13 protein-coding genes, 1 tRNA gene and 2 rRNA genes (1 of these 16 running past the window's edge) are annotated in these 16,733 nt (G+C 58.2%); 7 read left to right on the top strand and 9 right to left on the bottom strand.

Going from position 1 to position 16,733, the window contains the following annotated elements; all coding sequences use genetic code 11:
• Nucleotides 1–320: 320 nt before the first annotated feature.
• Nucleotides 321–1,382: an IS110 family RNA-guided transposase gene (locus LF599_RS15755; RefSeq protein ID WP_269942321.1), complete on the top strand. Its 1,062-nt coding sequence runs from the start codon at nucleotides 321–323 to the stop codon at nucleotides 1,380–1,382.
• A gap of 262 nt (nucleotides 1,383–1,644) precedes the next feature.
• On the opposite strand, the gene LF599_RS15760 is transcribed toward LF599_RS15755, so the two are convergent.
• A tRNA-Leu gene (locus LF599_RS15760) sits at nucleotides 1,645–1,731 on the bottom strand.
• A gap of 184 nt (nucleotides 1,732–1,915) precedes the next feature.
• Between LF599_RS15760 and LF599_RS15765 the strand changes: the two genes are divergently transcribed.
• Nucleotides 1,916–2,599 (top strand): DUF554 domain-containing protein, encoded by a 684-nt coding sequence (locus LF599_RS15765; RefSeq protein ID WP_269942995.1) that lies wholly within the window; start codon nucleotides 1,916–1,918, stop codon nucleotides 2,597–2,599.
• Nucleotides 2,600–2,717: 118 nt separating this feature from the next.
• On the opposite strand, the gene LF599_RS15770 is transcribed toward LF599_RS15765, so the two are convergent.
• The 3 genes from LF599_RS15770 to LF599_RS15780 all read right to left on the bottom strand — a co-directional run bounded on the left by LF599_RS15770 (nucleotide 2,718) and on the right by LF599_RS15780 (nucleotide 5,085).
• On the bottom strand, nucleotides 2,718–3,224 hold the full coding sequence (locus tag LF599_RS15770; RefSeq protein ID WP_279521455.1) for a hypothetical protein: 507 nt from the start codon (nucleotides 3,222–3,224) through the stop codon (nucleotides 2,718–2,720).
• A gap of 127 nt (nucleotides 3,225–3,351) precedes the next feature.
• Nucleotides 3,352–4,260, bottom strand: coding sequence for an AEC family transporter (locus tag LF599_RS15775; RefSeq protein ID WP_279521456.1), 909 nt, complete (start codon nucleotides 4,258–4,260; stop codon nucleotides 3,352–3,354).
• Nucleotides 4,261–4,335: 75 nt separating this feature from the next.
• Nucleotides 4,336–5,085: an N-acyl homoserine lactonase family protein gene (locus LF599_RS15780; RefSeq protein WP_279521457.1), complete on the bottom strand. Its 750-nt coding sequence runs from the start codon at nucleotides 5,083–5,085 to the stop codon at nucleotides 4,336–4,338.
• A gap of 317 nt (nucleotides 5,086–5,402) precedes the next feature.
• On the opposite strand from LF599_RS15780, the gene LF599_RS15785 reads away from it, so the two are divergent.
• Both LF599_RS15785 and LF599_RS15790 read left to right on the top strand, forming a co-directional pair.
• Nucleotides 5,403–5,861: a chemotaxis protein CheX gene (locus LF599_RS15785; protein WP_279521458.1), complete on the top strand. Its 459-nt coding sequence runs from the start codon at nucleotides 5,403–5,405 to the stop codon at nucleotides 5,859–5,861.
• 33 nt (nucleotides 5,862–5,894) lie between these two features.
• Entirely contained in the window at nucleotides 5,895–7,478 is a 1,584-nt protein-coding gene (locus LF599_RS15790; protein ID WP_269942997.1) for a HEAT repeat domain-containing protein, read from the top strand.
• A gap of 16 nt (nucleotides 7,479–7,494) precedes the next feature.
• Here LF599_RS15790 and LF599_RS15795 read toward each other — a convergent pair whose 3' ends face one another.
• Nucleotides 7,495–8,346 (bottom strand): esterase/lipase family protein, encoded by an 852-nt coding sequence (locus tag LF599_RS15795; protein WP_279521459.1) that lies wholly within the window; start codon nucleotides 8,344–8,346, stop codon nucleotides 7,495–7,497.
• Nucleotides 8,347–8,459: 113 nt separating this feature from the next.
• On the opposite strand from LF599_RS15795, the gene LF599_RS15800 reads away from it, so the two are divergent.
• From LF599_RS15800 to LF599_RS15810, 3 genes are all read left to right on the top strand, one after another.
• Nucleotides 8,460–9,488 (top strand): DUF1786 domain-containing protein, encoded by a 1,029-nt coding sequence (locus LF599_RS15800; RefSeq protein ID WP_279521460.1) that lies wholly within the window; start codon nucleotides 8,460–8,462, stop codon nucleotides 9,486–9,488.
• A gap of 166 nt (nucleotides 9,489–9,654) precedes the next feature.
• Nucleotides 9,655–10,359 (top strand): DUF4197 domain-containing protein, encoded by a 705-nt coding sequence (locus LF599_RS15805; protein WP_269943001.1) that lies wholly within the window; start codon nucleotides 9,655–9,657, stop codon nucleotides 10,357–10,359.
• Between the two features lie 9 nt (nucleotides 10,360–10,368).
• Nucleotides 10,369–12,417, top strand: coding sequence for an AsmA family protein (locus LF599_RS15810; protein ID WP_279521461.1), 2,049 nt, complete (start codon nucleotides 10,369–10,371; stop codon nucleotides 12,415–12,417).
• A 153-nt stretch (nucleotides 12,418–12,570) separates the two neighbouring features.
• Here LF599_RS15810 and LF599_RS15815 read toward each other — a convergent pair whose 3' ends face one another.
• The 4 genes from LF599_RS15815 to LF599_RS15830 form a co-directional block, all read right to left on the bottom strand.
• Nucleotides 12,571–13,329 (bottom strand): dimethylarginine dimethylaminohydrolase family protein, encoded by a 759-nt coding sequence (locus tag LF599_RS15815; protein ID WP_269943003.1) that lies wholly within the window; start codon nucleotides 13,327–13,329, stop codon nucleotides 12,571–12,573.
• A 238-nt stretch (nucleotides 13,330–13,567) separates the two neighbouring features.
• Nucleotides 13,568–14,263, bottom strand: a complete 696-nt coding sequence (locus LF599_RS15820) for a PEP-CTERM sorting domain-containing protein (protein WP_279521462.1) — start codon at nucleotides 14,261–14,263, stop codon at nucleotides 13,568–13,570.
• Between the two features lie 959 nt (nucleotides 14,264–15,222).
• A 5S ribosomal RNA gene (gene rrf, locus LF599_RS15825) occupies nucleotides 15,223–15,337 on the bottom strand.
• A 64-nt stretch (nucleotides 15,338–15,401) separates the two neighbouring features.
• Nucleotides 15,402–16,733: ribosomal RNA gene (locus LF599_RS15830) — 23S ribosomal RNA — on the bottom strand (it continues 1,606 nt past the right edge of the window).

A 16,733-nucleotide genomic window follows, 5' to 3' on the forward strand; every position in this document is an offset into this window, starting at 1 on the left:
TCTCCATATCGAAGGGAAAACAGACAAAGAAGCTCTTAAAAACTTAAAAAGCCATATCGTAAACCATTGCGAAGGGGTTCTTGTTGAAGACTCCCCCAAAGACAACAAACAAATTAAGCGTCTCCGAATCACTGAAAATTGCATCGAAGAAAACCCCTTCCTGCCGATGTCTTAACAGATCGCCTCATTCAAGCCTCTTTCCCAAATTTTGTGGCAATTTTGTAGCAAAAGCAGATTTCAACCAAAAGAAATACCATGTCGGCACTCCCAAGTTTTGCTGGTAACAGTACCAGTGAACCCCAAAACCAAGGGAGGCCGACATGGCAAAGCTCAAAGTATCATCTGTTCATCGGTTTGTTGAAGCGTTTTCCGGCGAGAAGGTATGGATAGGAGTGGACGTCCATAAGCTGAGTTTCAGCGTGGCTTTGCTCAGACCTGATGGTGCCGTGAAGGACTGGACTTGTCCGGCTGATGCAACAGCACTCACCCGGCTTGTCATGTCATTACCTGTTGAGGTTGGCGCGGTTTGCTATGAATCTGGACCGACTGGCTTTGAGTTGGCCAGGAGCCTCGAAGCAGAAGGTGTTACGGTTGTCGTTGCTGCGCCAAGCCGAATCCCGCGCCCCATTACCGCTACCAACAAGACCGACAGCCTGGACTGCCGCAAACTGGCAGAGCTGGCAGCCTCCGGCCTGATCAGACCAATCGCCATTCCTTCCGTTGAAGCTGAAGCCTTCCGTGCTCTTGAGCGTCGAAGGCATCAGCTCACCGACTCTCTTCGTCGAGCTAAACAACGGATTCGTTCACTTCTTCTTTATCTTGGAGCGCAGGAGCCTGCCGATCTGGACCATTGGAGCAAGGCTGCCATACTCACACTTCATCAGGTGGAACTTCCTTCGGGGGCAAAAGAGACTCTTGAAAGCTTGCTCGATGAACTGGAGTACTTCGCTTGTGCACAACGCAAAGTGGATCAGCGTTTGCGAATAAGCATCCGGGAACAAGACGAGGCAAGACGTATTGCCGCCATGAGGTCCGTTCCCGGCGTTGGCGAAGTCGTGGCCACGACTTTTGCGGCAGAGGTTTACCGCCCGGAACGTTTCAATCGCAGCGAAGAGGTGACAGCTTACCTGGGCCTTGCGCCAGTGATGCGGCAAAGTGGAGGCAGCAAGGGTAAGGCAACACTTCGCCCGGTCGGTCAAAAGCGATTACGAAGTTTACTGATTGAAGCAGCTTGGGTGTGGAAGCAGCGAGATGAGTGGGCCAGGGAGTTCTACAACCGAATTTATAGCCGACATGGTGTGGCACAAAAAGCAATAGCTGCGCTTGCTCGTAAATTGGCCGCGCTTTTGTGGAAGCTCAGCTTACCTGTAACGCAGTCGTAAACAAAGATCGCGGCGGGGCTTTGGTGGCGTAGACCACGAAAATAGAAATGGCGATCTTAAACTGATTTACGTACCGAATAGGTACTTGGTGCCGTAGAGCACGAATAAGAAAAGGAATACAAACTAATAGCCGTTATGGTGAGGGTGGAGTCTGGCCTAAGAAATAGGGAAATCGAGTAAATAGGGAGTCCTTGACATGGGGCCGCATAAGAAAAGGCCCCCGAAACATTTTTAAAAATGCTCCAAGGCCCTAATTTTATTCTGGTACCAGGGGAGGGACTCGAACCCTCACAGTATCGCTACCGGCGGATTTTGAGTCCGCTGCGTCTACCAATTCCGCCACCCTGGCGTGAGAAGGGTTATCCATAGGGCAGGGGGGAGCCTTCTGTCAATGATCTTGTCGGGCGGAATGTGGCCGGGGCGGGTGTGTACGGGGTATTTCATACTCGGCGGCGCATATTTCTTGTCACGCGGACGACTTGGTGGTAGCTCCCCGAATGCGGTTCATATTCGTGTCGAAGTGAGGACAAGTCATGCTGCCCATCGGTTCCATCGTCAACGCCTGCGCCATCATCGGCGGCTCCCTGCTCGGCTGCCTCCTGCAGTCGCGCTTTCCGGAGCGCATCCGGTCCATCGTGTTCCAGGGGCTGGGGCTGTGCGTACTGCTCATCGGCATTCAGATGGCGCTGAAGGTGCAAAATATCCTCATCGTCATCTTCGCCGTCCTGCTGGGCGGCATCACCGGCGAGTGTCTACGGCTGGACACGCTGTTCGAGCGGCTGGGCAACAGCTTCAAGAAGCTGGTCCGGTCCAAGAACGCCACATTCACGGACGGGCTGGTGACCACCTCTCTGCTCTTCTGCATCGGGGCCATGGCTATTGTCGGCTCCCTTGAGGAAGGCATCCGGGGCGACGCCACCATCCTCTACACCAAGTCCATTCTCGACGGCTTCGCGGCCATAGCCTTTGCCGCCACCTACGGAACCGGGGTCATCTTCTCCTTCATCCCCGTCCTCCTCTACCAAGGCTCCATTACCCTCGGCGCCTCGTTCTTCCAACAGTATTTCTCGGACCTGATGATCGCCCAGATCACCGGCTGCGGCGGACTGCTCATCGTCGGCATCGGCATCAACCTGCTGGAGCTGACCGAAATCCGATTGGCCAACCTGCTCCCCGCCCTGGTCTATGTCGTTGTTTTGACCTACTTCCTCGGCTGATCCTCCCAGGTAACGCCCATGGGGCGCATCGCCCCCAACATCGGACCGCGCCAACAAAAAAAGCCCGCCTGGAACCAGACGGGCTTTTCACTGGACGAAAGGGAATCCGCCGCGCGGACTATTTCGCGGCTCCCGCCTCGGGCAGCTTCGCGCCTTTGGCCGGTTTTTTCTTGGAACCGCAACCACCACAGCCCATGGTCTTCTTGACCTCTTCATCAGGCTCGACCGTGCGGATTTCCACCTCGGACTCGATATGCCCCTTTTCAATGGCGTAGGCTATGCAGTCCTCAAGGATCTGCTGGCAATGCTCGGTGGGAATGAACTCGCCGACCATGGCCCGCTGGAACTCGGGCCGATCAAAAGGCTCGGCCCATTCCTTGTCGCGGAAGGACATCCACGGGCCGATCTTCGGGGTGTCGATGGGAGGGGTCGTGGAGCGCATGGCCACTTCCCAGTGGGTGTACTGGTAGATGTCGTCCAGGGTCTCCTCCGGGGTACAGCTGTGCACCTCGCTGGCCTGAAACGAGACGAATACCTTGAAGCCGATGGCCAGTTCCTTGAACACACGGCCGAACTGATCGCTACGGGACGCCTCGACGAGATACTCTCTGAAATCTTTAGCCATTACTCACTCCTTATGGTGCCTAGAACAGGAATCAGCGGCATACTCACTCAATTATCCCTCTAAATCAAGGGGTTTCGCCCTACGCTGCACCCGATTGCGGCGCATCCGCGCATTTCTTTCGACGCCCCTACCCGAGCACGCCGAGAATGAGGGGCATGGTCACGGCAGAGAGCACGGTCTGGACCGTGATAATGAGCGCCATCACCTGATGGTCGCCGCCCATTTGCCGGGCGAGAATGAAAGCGGACACAGACACCGGGATGGCCGTGTAGATAAGCGCCGTGGTCAGGGCCAGCCCCTCCACACCGAAAAGGCGGGCGCAGCCGTAGGCCGCCAGGGGCAGAGCCACGAGATGGGCCAGGGAGGCCAGAACCACGGGCAGAGTGGACGACCCCAGCCCTTCGAAACGCAGCCCGGCGCCCACGGCCAGAAGGCCGAGCGGCAGGGCCGCCTTGCCCAGGATGGCGAGCAGGCTCGCGACCACGCCAGGCAGGGGAAGGTCGAGAAAGCTGATGGTCATGCCCACGACACAGGCCAGAATGAGCGGATTCTTGGCCAGCTCGATCCCCACCCTTCCGAGTCCGCTGCCCTGCTTGCCGTGGCGCGACAGGACCAGAACGCAGAGCACGTTGACGAGGGGAATGAGGGTCAGCATGGCCACGGCGGACAGGGTCATCCAGTCCGGACCGAGCAGCACTGCCGCCGCCGACATGCCCACATAGGTATTGGGCCGGATGGCTCCCTGAAAGATCGAGGTAAAGACCGGGCCGTCCAAACGGAACATGGTCCGAGAAAAGACCAGGAACGCGCCCACCAGACAGACCGCCGATGCCACGGTCAGAGCCAGGTTCAGCGAGGAGGCGTCGAAGTGCCTTCCCGAAAGGCCGCTGACGAGCATGGCCGGAAAGAGCACGTAATAGGTCAGCCGCTCGGAAACGGGCCAGAACCCCACGCCCGGGAAATCGAGACGGTACAGGACAAAGCCGAGGAGAATGAGCCCGAAAATGGGCAAAATGGCGAGGATGACGGGAGACATGACCGGAAAGGTACGCCCGTCGCCGGGTTCATGGCAAGAAAAACGGGGGCTTCCGCTCGGGAAGCCCCCGCAAGCCTATTCGGGGATTGTCTCCATGGACGCCCATTTGGGCTCGTGAAGCGGCAGGACGTAGTCGGCCATATCGCGGGCCTTGAGCAGGATGTCGTAAGCATCGTAGGGGCCGGTGTTGGTGCCCGGGGGAATGACCTCCATCTCCATGGCCTTGACGTCCTTGGGCGGGTCAATATTTTCGAGGATGGTGCAGAAACCGCAGATGAGCACCGATCCCTTCTCCGTCTCGATCTTCACCGACATGCCGCCGGGCGTATGGGCCGGAGTATGGATCATGGTGATGCCGGGCAGGACCTCGGTGTCCTCCGAAAGGGTCACGATCTGGCCGTTCTCCTTGGCGTCGTCCACGTAGTCCTCCAGGTAACGGAAATCGAGCGGATGCGGATTGTAGACGGACTCCATCTCCTTTTCATGCACATAGATAGTCGCGTTGGGACACTTGTAGTCGTTCTCGCAGTGATCGTTGTGCAGGTGGGTGTGAATGATGATGTCGATGTCTTCGGGCTTGAGACCGTACTTGGCCAGCCCTTCTTCAAATGTATATATCTTGCCGCCGATGGCCTTTTCGCGCTCCTCGGAGACGATGGGCTGCATCTCGCCGGTATCGACCAGGATATTCTTGTCCCCGCCTTCGATGTACCAGGTATAAATGGGAATGGTGTACGGGGTGCCGTATCCATGCTGATAGGTCATCATACCCTTGTCGAAGACCTTGGTTCCCATGACGATGGGATGAACTTTGTATGTGCTCATGGCTCACGCTTCCTGTTATATTTCAAACATAAATATGAATGTGCGCAACCCCTGTCAAGGCCGGAGGCGGTATCACGGCCGTCGACGCAGGGCTCGGAGGCGTCCGGAAGGCGGATGCGGAAGGACAAACCATGCGGTAGTATTAATATTATACACACCTTGACCCGTTATCTCTTCCTCGGGTAGGTAGTTGCAATGCGGGGCTATGCCTTGATGCTGGCCACCCATGGACACTTACAGGTCTTCTCCAATCATTGCGAACGATTGGGGTGCGCTTGCAGACAGATAATAAAGACCAAATTTCAAGGAGAAAGAGCATGGACGTCGAATTGGCCAAGCCCTTCATCAAAGCCGCCATTGATGTCTTGTCCACCATGGCCTTCATCAAGCCCGAGGTCGGCAAACCCTACGTCAAACGCAACAACGTCGCGGCCGGCGACGTGTCTGGAATGGTCGGCATCACCGGCGAGAAAAACGGCAGCGTATCTCTCTCCTTTTCCAAGGGATGCGCCGTGGCCATCGTCAAAAACATGCTCGGCGACGAGATCGACGACATCATGCGGGACGTCAAGGACGCCGTGGGCGAACTGACCAACATGATCTCGGGCCAGGCGCGCGCGGGCCTGGCCGAAAAGGGGCTGGTCTTTCAGGGCTCCACGCCCACCGTGGTCATGGGGGACAACCACACCATCTCGCACATGGCCAAGGCCCCTGTCATGGCCATTCCCTTCAAGACCAAGGACGGGAGCTTCACGATCGAATTCTGCTTCGAATAAACCGAATGTTTCCCCTCAACACGCGGAGACGCCATGTCACCACTAGAAAACTTCAGAGAAAAGGAATTCCTGGATCAGATCACGATCCTGAATGAGATTTCCGGAAGCAAGGATCCCGAGGCCCTGCCCGGCCTGGCTGCTCTGCTCAAGGAGCCGGTGGGCGACACCTCCATCGACTACATGGTGGTCAACGCCCTGAACGCGGTGCTGTCGGGCAACGAGGCCAAGGTCGTCGAAGGTCTTGGCGATCCGCATGAGGGATACAGCATACTGTGCATTCGCGTGGCCGGAGAATACTGCCTGAAAGGGACGACCGGGCCGCTCATCAACCTGGCCCTGGCCGAAGAGGACCTGGACCGCCTCATGGAGATTCTGACCTCTCTGGCCCGCATCGGCGACAAGTCCGCCATCCCCGTCTTCAGGCGGTTCCTGACCCACGAAGACCCTTTCATCCAATCCTCCTGCATCGAGGCGCTCGGCAAACTCGGCGATCCCGAATCCATTGAGGAGTTCAAGAGGCTCCTCACCGAGAGCGAAGCGGACGACCGCTTCGAGGTCTGCGACATCACCACCTGGAAGGCCGTGGACGCCCTGGCCCGCAACGAAAGCGAAAACACCATCTCCTTCCTTGTCCGGACCCTGCATCACAAGAACCCCACGGTGCGCCGCATCATCACCGACGCGCTCATCAACGTGGGCCCCTTCGCCATCCCCATGCTCCTCGATGCCTTCGAGACCGAGAACACGGATTCCAAGATACTGGCCGCCAACGTCATCGGCTTCCTGCGCGACCGCGCGGGCGCGGACGGGCTGGTGGCCGCCTTCGACAAGGGGCAGGCCGACGATCCCAACGTCCGTTACGCCGTGTACGAGGCCCTGGGCCGCATCGGCTCCATGAAGGGCATCATCTGCCTGGTGGATGGGCTGTCCGAAACCGACGAACTGATCCTCATGGCCGTGATCGGCGGACTGGAAAAACACGTCAATCCGGGCATGATCGCCGCCCTGACCGAACGCATCGCCAAAAGGGACGACCAGGCGTCCAGACTGGCCAAGGCGGTTATAGCCTCCAGAGCCACGACCATTTTCGAACACCTGCACGGGAACCGGGAAGTGGGAGTTCTCCTTGTGGACGCCCTGGCCGAATCGCGCGACCCCGAAATTGTCGAGGAGTTCCGGAAAGTACTGACCGGGATGGGCGGACCGCATGCCGAACAGGACCTGAACCGCCTGCCCGTCCTGGACAAAGGAACAAGCAAGGCTCTGGCCGCCGACGACTCGCGCTTCATGTGCGCCATGCACCGAGCCATCCTCACGGACCTCGGATTCGAGCCGTCCTTGGCCGTCAACGGCGAAGAGGCCTACGAATACATCGAACAGGGCGAGAGGTTCGAGGTCATCATCACGGACATGAACATGCCCGTCATGGACGGCATGGAGTTGGTGGGGAAAATCCGTTCAACGCCGGGCATGGAAAACGTGCCCATCATCATGGTCACCACCGAATCCGAAGCCTCCCAGCAGGGGTTGGCCTCCAAGACCGGCGTGACCGCCTTCATCTCCAAGCCCTTCAAGGCGGAAGAACTCAAGGCGAAGATTCTCGAAGTAACCCGTTAGAACGCGAAGGGGCCTCTCAGGAGGCCCTTTTTTTCAGCCGAGCCTTGTCCCGGGCCAGACGCAGGAACTCGATGACCGAGGCGGCGACCCCACGGGAGTAGAGCATCCAGACGTGCCCCATGGGCGCGCAAACGCGTTCGTCCCAGTCCGGCCTGCCCGTGCGCAGCAGATCCAACGGAATCACATAGTCGTCGGCCAGGGTGTAGAGGGCCAGCTTGGGGCAACCGGGGTCCGGGGCGTCGGCCACGGCCTCGGATATGGCCCGTCCGGGTATGAGCCCGCGGGCCATGCGGTTTCCGCCCAGCCAGGCCAGCTCGCTGCCGCCATGAGGAGAGCCCAGGGCGACCAGCGCGGTCACCCTGTCGCGAAATCGGGGATCGCCCGCCGCGCAACGGCAAAGCAGCCCCCCCAGGCTGTGGCCTATGAGCATGACCCGAGACTCAGGGTCATCCCCCAAAATGCGGCCGAGCTTTGCCTTGAGCCCGGCCAATGCGTAACCGAAATCCTTGGTAAAGCTGTTGTAGCCGTAGGTATGGACATTCTCGAATCCGGCCCGGCGGAGCCTGTGGGCGAAAACCAGCCAGGCCGTGCGATTGTGGTACAACCCGTGGACCAGCACCACGGGAATCCCGTTCCCCGAGGGACGCCGCTCAGGCAGGGCCAGCAAAAGGGTGCTCGGCAGGGCCACCACATCGGCGGCCATGGCCGTGACCACGCCGCGCGCGACGGCAGGACCGAGTCCGCCGGCCTCCTTTCGAATGAACCCCAGCCGACCGGCCAGGGCGTTGGACAGCAGAAAAATCCCGTAGCGCAGCAGGGTGAACAGGGCCAGGCCCAGGAGAACGTAGAGGAAGACCTTGACGGGCATTCCGCACCATGACGTCAGGCCACGCAGGTGTCAACCCGCCGGGAGGCCGCCGCCCCCTTGCCTTGGTTCACGCTGCGGTGTACCAAGGCCGGACATTCAAAGGAGCATATTTCGTGACCACCACACTCTGCCTCGACATCGGCAGCGGCACCCAGGACGTGCTGCTCCACTCCCCGGACAGGGAGATTGAAAACTGTCCCAAGTTCGTCATCCCCTCCCCCGCACTCCAGATCGGCCGCCGCCTCGAAGCGTTGCGGCTGAAAGAAAAGCCCGTCTGGCTGCACGGCAGCAACATGGGCGGCGGCGTGACCCGCTTCATCAACGCCCACCTCAAGGCCGGGCTCGAAGTGGCCGCGACCGAGAACGCCGCCTACACCATGGCCGACGACCTGTCCCGCGTGACCGGCATGAACATAAAGCTTGCCGATCAGTGTCCGGACGGCTTCACGCCGGTCCGTCTCACCGACTTCGACGAGGCGTGGTGGCGCCGTTTCCTGGACGCCGCAGAGCTTCCCTGGCCCGACCGCATCGCGGCCTGCGCCCAGGACCACGGCTTCCATCCGGGAGAGTCCAACCGCATGGGCCGGTTCAAGCTGTGGCGCTCCCTGCTTCACGACGGCGAAGGCCGACCCGAGGCCCTGGTCTACCAAACCCCGCCCGCCATGCTCACCCGCCTTGCGGACCTTCAGCGCGACATCGGCAGCGGTCCCGTGGCCGACACCGGCGCGGCCGCCGTGCTCGGCGCGCTGTACGAGGACCGGATCGAACGTTTGAGCTTCGAACGCGGCATCACCCTGGTCAATATCGGCAACTCCCACCTCATCGCCTTCCTGCTCTTCGACGGCCGAATTCATGGCGTGTACGAGCAACACACCGGATGCGTGGACGGGGCCAAGCTCTGGGCCGACCTGGAGCGGTTCCGCTGCGGCTGCCTCTCCTTCGAACAGGTCTTCGACGAAAACGGCCACGGCTGCCTCTGCATGGACCTGCCGACCGAGGCCGGAGGCTTTGCGCCCACCTTCGTGCTCGGCCCGCGTCGGGCCATGCTGGAGGGATACGATGTGGACTTCCCCTCCCCGGGCGGGGACATGATGCTTGCGGGCTGCTTCGGCCTGCTGAAAGGGCTGGCAATGCAGGGCTAAGACCGGCCTTTCGGGCGGCGGCGCAAACTCGTCGCCGCCCTCCGCACAGCCCCACACGCAGGCTGAACGGAAGACACCGCCAAAAAACGCGCTCCCCCCTAGGCAGGCCGCCCGCCCCATGGTAGGATGCGGCAACACCTTTCCCCTTCGAACGGAGGAGCTGATAATGCCTGCCATACAACGTATTCCCCTGCTTTGCGCCCTGCTGCTTATTCCGGCCTGCCTTTGGGCCGCCGAAGCCGCCCACGCCGGATGGGGCGACGCGCTCAAGGGCGCGGGCGATGCCGGAAGCAAGACCATGGGATTGCCCTCGGTCCCCACCGGAATCGATGACGCCTTCCGCGAGCTGCTCTCCATGGGCACCGACTCGGCAGTCGAATCGCTGTCCCAGGACGGCGGATTCTCCAAGCAGGCCGCCACGGCCCTGGCCATTCCGGATGATTACCGAAAGCTTGCCGAAACCGTGGCTCCCGATTTGCTCACCTACTTGAACTCGGCCGCCGAATCGGCCGTCCCGGCCATCGGAGAGCTGTTTCAGGCAACTATCGACACCATGGAATTCGCCAACCCGACGAGCCTTCTTTCGGGCAAAAATGACGCCGTTACCGCCTATTTTGAAGAAAGCGCGCGGCCTGAACTGACGGAAAACGCGGCCCCTCTGATCCAGTCCGCCCTGGAGCAGACCGGGGCGGGGTCGGCCATGAGCGCCGCGCAACGCCTCTCCTCCATGACCGGCGGAGCCTTCGACCCGGTGACCTATCTGACCGACAAGACCCTGGACTCCATGTTCCTGTACCTTGGCCAGACCGAAAAGGGCGTGCGCTCCGGCGACATCGAAACGACCAGCAAACTTCTCCAACAGTTTTTCTAGGAGCTTCCAATGAATAAATTCCTCAAGATCGTACTCATCATCATCGCCGCGCTGGCGGCCCTGTTCATCGCCCTATGCATCTACGTGGTACTCGCGGTGGACACCACCAAACTCAAGGACGAGATTGCGAAAACCGTCAAGGAGCGGACCGGCCGCGAACTGACGTTTGAAGGCGATATCGGCTTCAACTTCTTCCCCTGGCTCGGGCTTGAAATAGGCCCCACCGCGCTCGGCAACGCTCCCGGCTTCGCGCCGGACGAAATGGTGCGCATCAACCGCGCCGAGGCATCCATCCGCCTCCTGCCGCTGCTCTCCGGCAACGTGGCCGTCGGCAACGTGGTCCTGGACGGCCTGACCCTCAACCTGGCCAAGAACAAGCAAGGCGTGACCAACTGGGACGACCTGGCCGGGGCTGGCGCGGACGCGGAAAAGCCCGCCGAGAAAGCCACCCCAAAGGAGGAGACGGCCAAGTCCGAGTCCTCCGCAAGCCTGTCCGTGGAAGGCGTTGAAATCACTAACGCCAATATCATCTATGACGACATGCAGGCGGGCAAGAAAACCGCCATCAACGACCTGGATCTCTTCGTGGGGCAGATCGGCGACAAGACCCGTTTTCCCTTTGAACTCAAGTTCCGCCTCAAACTCGACAGCCCCAAAATCGACACCCGGCCGGTGCTGACCGGCTTTGCCAAATTCGATCAGGAAGCGGGCTCCTTCGAGGTGGACGACATGGAGCTCTCCCTGCTCAACCTCGAACTGACCGGCCTCTTTTTCGCCAAGACCAAGGACGACGCCACCTCCTTCTCCTCGGAGATCAAGATGACCACCTCCTCGATCCGCGAACTCCTGGCCGGGCTGGGCATGACCCCGCCCGACACGGCCGATCCCGACGTGCTCAAGCCGCTGGCCGCAACCATCAAGGTAAACGGCACCGACACCCAGGCCTCCCTGGAATCCCTGTCCCTCAAATTCGACCAGACCCTCGTTACCGGCCAGGGCTCCGTCAAAAACTTCCAGAAGCCCGCCATCGCCTTCAACGTCAACGTCGACGGCATCGATGTGGACCGCTACCTGCCGCCCAAGTCCGAAGGCAACGATGCCCAGCCCGCAGCCGATTCCGCCTCGTCACCGGAAGCCCCTGCACAGGAACCCGACTTGAGCGCGCTCAAGGACCTGGACCTCAAGGGCAAACTGACCGTAGGCAAGCTCAAGGTCATGAACCTGACCATCACCGACATCCTGGCGGAGATCACGGCCCAAAACGGCCTGGTCACGGCCGACCCGATGAACCTTAACCTTTATGGCGGCTCCTACTCCGCACGAGGCACCCTGGACGCCTCCAAGCCCGTGGCCGCCTGGACCGAATCGGGACGGCTCAAGAACGTCCAGGCCGGGCCGCTTCTCAAGGACCTGACCGGCAATGATCGGCTCTCCGGCACGACCAACGCCCAATATGACCTTACGGGAGCCGGATTAACTCCGGACAACATCAAAAAATCCGTCAGCGGCACGGCGTCCTTCGCCTTCACCGACGGAGCCATCAGCGGCATCAACGTCGCCAAGATGCTCCGCGACGGCTGGGAACGGCTCAAGGGCCGCCCCGTGTCCGGCGATGAACCGGCCAAGACGGATTTCGCCGAGCTCCTCGGTTCCGCCACCCTGACCAACGGGCACATCGTCAACAAGGATCTGCTCATGAAGTCCCCGCTCCTGCGCGTCACCGGCCAGGGATGGGCCGACCTGCCCAAGAACTCCACGGACTACACCGCCACCGTCACCGTGGTCGGGACCCTGGAAGGCCAGGACGGGAAATCCATCGAGGACCTCAAGGGGCTGCCGCTGCCCATCAACGTCAAGGGCAGTCTGAACAATCCGTCCATCTCCCTGGACCTCAAGGCTATGGGCGAAGCCCTGTTCCAGGGCACCTTCAAGGAAGGAGCCAAGGGCATCGAAAAGACGATCAAGGAAAACATCCTCGGCGGCTCCAAGCCCTCGGGCGAAACCGACGCCAAGCCCGCCGACAAGCCCGGCGGCTTCATCAAGGGCCTGTTTCAATAGCGTCTACAGCGGCCGGGGGAAAGCGTGTGCACTTTCCCCCGCCGCATACTTCCGCTTTTGCCGCCGTTTCGCGGAGGCGAAAATGGAAAGCCCCGGTTCATGGGAACCGGGGCTTCTCGTTGCAGGCGTGAGCGCGTTTTGCAAAGGCGTCGTCTAGAACCTCAACGACAGGCAGGTCAGCCCTCCATCAAGCTTGCGGAACTCGGAGACATCGATAACCACGGTGTCGACGCCCGTGGCGCGCACTTTGGCCAGCGTTTTGGGAAAGCCCTCGGGCACGATGACGGTGCCGTTAATGTACAGGCAATTCCGCGCATAGGCCTCGTCGTCCTCCACGATCACCCGCTGAAAACGGGAGAGTTCGGGCAGGGAATCACAACAGGGCGAAACCAGAATGGTATTGTTGCCGATGAAGTTGACGTCGGTCTTGAAATGCAGGGAAGGACAACAGGCTATGATTATGGTTTCGTAGCCATACGGGGCCACCGTATCGGCCAGGGCTTGCGCGCCCGCCCGATTGGTGCGCTCGGACAATCCCACGTAAAAGATCTTGCCAACCTGAAGCACGTCGCCGCCTTCGATCAGTGCGGGCGGGGTGATTCTGACCACCGGCTTATGCTTGGCCAATTCGGGCTCGATGGTCAATTGCTCGCCCTGCCGCGACGGCGCGCCAAGCGGAGTAAGCACGGCCACATGCTCGCAGACCACGGCGGTGTCCTCCACAAAACAGGCGTCCGGAAACCCCGGAGCGGCGTCGAGCACGGTCACGTCCAGGCCGAGATCGGCCAAGGTGCGGCAGTAGACGGCGTGCTGCCGGAGGGCCAGCTCGAAATCGGGCTTCCCCAGATTGGCGGTGGTGATGCCACCGACCATTTCAGGGCCGGGACGACGGGTTATTGCTCGGGTAAACATAGCGGGTCTCCTTTTTGAGGCCAGGCGCAATCAGAGGCCGTTCGGAACTGTTCCAAAAACGCTGAATACAAGTCCTTCCAGTGGGTAAACCGAAACGCGAATTGCTTCAAATTAAAATAGAGGACTTTGCCGCCAACGTCTCGACTTCGCCGGGGGATCGGCCATGCATACAAAAAAAGCTTGCCGCAGAGTATCCCGCGGCAAGCTTTGTTGATGCTTTCGTGTTCTCGCTGTCTACCTAGTTCATGAGCTTCTTTCTACCCAATCCGATCACGCCAAGCAGGCTGAGACCAAGAAGAATAAAGGTGGAGGGTTCGGGAGTGGGGGTCGGCCCCTGCGAGTAGTTGAGCTCATAAGCGAGATCGTAATAATTGTAATACGGAGCCCAATTATCGGAGAACAGGGAGTCAAAGTCATCACCGTTATTCATATAAAATAAACCGCCCGGTAATTGATTGAAACTGTCATCGACAATGCCCAAGACCGCTTGGGCGGAAAGGCCGTCGAACAGTTCGGACGTGCTCAGGAAAAGAACGTAATTACCGGCGTCCAAATTCAAGCCATTGATGTCAATGGTGAACAGGTCGAATTCAGAAGTGCTGACATTATCAGTGGAATAGGCATCGCTCGACCAAAAGATATTGTCGATATTGCTGCCGTTCCAATCGGCGATATACGCCTTGAAATCGACAACGTCCGCAGTGATATTGTAGTTCTGGACATAGAAGGAAAAGGAGTCCAGGGAACTTTCTTCGCCAAGGGTGAAGGTCTGGCCATAGGTGGCCGTGTTCGATTCGCCCAAGCCGCCAATTGCCCTATTCGCCCAATTGTCGAGGTTGCCCATGGTCAAAGCCTGAGCAGGTTGGGAGACACAAAAGATGCTCACCGCCAACAGAAATGCCAAAGTCGTGAGTTTCATCCGGAGGGCCGTCATAAGTCTCATCCTCTTTTAATTTTGATTCGTACCAGCGTGGAACTAGAGTTTATGTGCCCCTTATTTGCAAAAAATACTCCATTTACTATAACCATCTATAAACATGGCCGATCAAGTACCTACGTCCGGCATATAAAAACCTAATACTGTAAACTTATTTTACAGTGAGTGATAAGTAATTCGACACTCTCAAAAACACAGACTTTGCGTTTGCAAAACAAAAAGGGAATCAAAATGGATTTTACAACGATTTTTTTTGTTTAAAACAGACAGCAATACAAATCTTCCAACAAATCAGCCCTATGTTTTTCGTTGGCTAGCTGCACAAGACTATCAGATTAAAAAAATGAATGGCCTTCATTCCTTTTCCAATCTGCCCAAAGAACATAAAACACCCCCACCAATTCCACCGAATCTCACCAATCGCAATATCCGAATCCCCGCAAATTCCCACCCACTCGGCGGACTCAGCGACTCTGCCTCTTCTTGAAGGCTGATCGAAAGACAAAGTTACTTCGGCTTTCACAAAGTCGGTCTACCAATCTTTAGACTTTGTTCACACCCTCCTCTCTAACAGTCGCTCTTCTCCCTTCGCACTACAATCCCAGTCAGCCGTAGCAATACACACGTACGCCGTAGCCGACTTACGCTTGAGTATGAACCAAGGGACAATTGTGAATCATAGGTTGCTCGGCAACTTGATGCACGGCGCACTAGATCGAAAGGAAGCTGTCTTGGGCTCCCTCTATGAGGATAACCGGACTCACGGCCCAAAGCAGCCTATGCACCCACTGGCGGCCATCAAGGAATGCCACATTGGGTTGGCCGGGGCGAGCGGCTTTGAATGGGCAAAAGAGGGAGAGAGCCATGAGGGTGCCAGGTGCGCCCGCAGGGTTGTGGAGGCCGGGGGGTGGGCAATAAAAAAGCCCCCGGTCAAAAAGACCGGGGGCTGAAATATTCCTTGGCGGCGACCTACTTTCCCACACGCTACCATGCAGTATCATCGGCGATGGAGGGCTTAACTTCCGGGTTCGGAATGGGACCGGGTGTACCCCCTCCTCCTTGGCCACCAAGAAAATTTGGCGAACTTGGTGTTCAAATATATAGTCAATAGGGGAAGAGAGAATTCCTAATTTTGTTAAATAAGCCGCACGATCTATTAGTACCGGTCAGCTGAACAACTCGCGTTGCTTACACCTCCGGCCTATCTACCTTGTAGTCTTCAAGGGATCTTTAGGGACTTGCGTCCAGGGAGAACTTATCTTAAGGCGGGCTTCCCGCTTAGATGCTTTCAGCGGTTATCCTTTCCGAACTTAGCTACCCTGCAATGCCGCTGGCGCGACAACAGGAACACCATAGGTTCGTCCACCCCGGTCCTCTCGTACTAGGGGCAGACCCTTTTCAATTCTCCTACGCCCACGGAGGATAGGGACCAAACTGTCTCACGACGTTTTAAACCCAGCTCGCGTACCACTTTAAACGGCGAACAGCCGTACCCTTGGGACCTGCTTCAGCCCCAGGATGTGATGAGCCGACATCGAGGTGCCAAACCGCGTCGTCGATGTGAACTCTTGGACGCGATCAGCCTGTTATCCCCGGCGTACCTTTTATCCTATGAGCGATGGCCCTTCCATTCGGAACCACCGGATCACTAAGACCAACTTTCGTTCCTGCTCGAGATGTCTCTCTCACAGTCAAGCTCCCTTATGCCTTTGCACTCAACGGCTGGTTTCCAATCAGCCTGAGGGAACCTTTGCAAGCCTCCGTTACTATTTGGGAGGCGACCGCCCCAGTCAAACTACCCACCAGACACTGTCTCCACACCGGATCACGGTCATGGATTAGATACCTAAGTAATAAAGGGTGGTATTTCAAGGGCGACTCCACGCATACTGGCGTACACGCTTCAAAGTCTCCCACCTATCCTACACGTTATTAATCAAATACCAATGTCAAGCTGCAGTAAAGGTGCACAGGGTCTTTCCGTCCTTCCGCGGGTAACCGGCATTTTCACCGGTAATTCAATTTCACTGAGTCTCTGGTTGAGACAGCGGGGAGATCGTTACGCCATTCGTGCAGGTCGGAACTTACCCGACAAGGAATTTCGCTACCTTAGGACCGTTATAGTTACGGCCGCCGTTTACTGGGGCTTCGATTTAGAGCTTCGCTTACGCTAACCCCACCTCTTAACCTTCCAGCACCGGGCAGGCGTCAGTCCCTATACATCGTCTTACGACTTAGCAGAGACCTATGTTTTTAGTAAACAGTCGCCCCCCCCGATTCCTGCGTCTCAAATCCGCTCACATAGCTAAATGGTCACGGAATCGAGCACCCCTTATCGCGAACTTACGGGGTCATTTTGCCGAGTTCCTTAACCAGAGTTCTCTCAAGCGCCTTGGTCTGCTCGACCCACCTACCTGTGTTGGTTTGCGGTACGGTATGCATACGCTAAACTTAGAAGATTTTCTTG

Origin of the sequence: Pseudodesulfovibrio thermohalotolerans (genome assembly GCF_021353295.2) — a bacterium.
In the GTDB taxonomy this organism is placed as follows: domain Bacteria; phylum Desulfobacterota; class Desulfovibrionia; order Desulfovibrionales; family Desulfovibrionaceae; genus Pseudodesulfovibrio; species Pseudodesulfovibrio thermohalotolerans.